This is a genomic window from Paracoccus sp. S4493, from assembly GCF_000967735.1.
Classification (GTDB): Bacteria; Pseudomonadota; Alphaproteobacteria; order Rhodobacterales; family Rhodobacteraceae; genus Paracoccus; species Paracoccus marcusii.
Map to the genome: position 1 here is coordinate 1 of NZ_JXYF01000451.1, position 586 is coordinate 586.

1 protein-coding gene is annotated in these 586 nt (G+C 68.8%); it reads right to left on the reverse strand.

What is annotated here, in order from left to right:
* Positions 1-586 (reverse strand): ATP-binding cassette domain-containing protein (locus tag TW83_RS18370; RefSeq protein WP_045984230.1); only part of this gene is annotated, 586 nt, incomplete at both ends.

Consider the following 586-nt stretch of genomic DNA (forward strand, 5'->3'; position numbering starts at 1 on the left):
GCGGTCCGACAGGGCCAGGATCTCGTCCAGCTCCACGCTGACCAGCAGGATCGCCTTGCCCGCATCGCGCAGGGCCACGATCTGCTTGTGGATGAACTCGATCGCGCCGATATCGACGCCGCGCGTGGGTTGGCCGATCAGCAGCAGGTCGGGGTTGCGCTCGATCTCGCGCGCGACCACGATCTTCTGCTGGTTCCCGCCCGAGAAATTGCGCGCCGCCAGGTGGCAGTCGCGCGGGCGCACGTCGAACCGCTCCATCTTGGCCTGGGCGTCGCGGCGGATGGCGTCGTTGTCCATCAGCCAGCCCTTGTTGAACTCGGGCGCGTCGTGCCAGCCGAAGGCCACGTTCTCCCACGCGGCGAAATCCATGATCAGGCCTTCAACCTGACGGTCCTCGGGGATGTGGCCCACGCCGTCGCGGCGGCGCTGACCGGCATCGCAGCCGCGCCCGGACAGGGGCAGGGAGGCGCCGTTCATGCGCACGTCACCCGTGACCTTGGCGCCCTTTTCCGGGTATCCGCCCAGGATCTCCAGCAGCTGGGTCTGGCCGTTGCCGCTGACGCCCGCGATGCCCAGGATCTCTCCG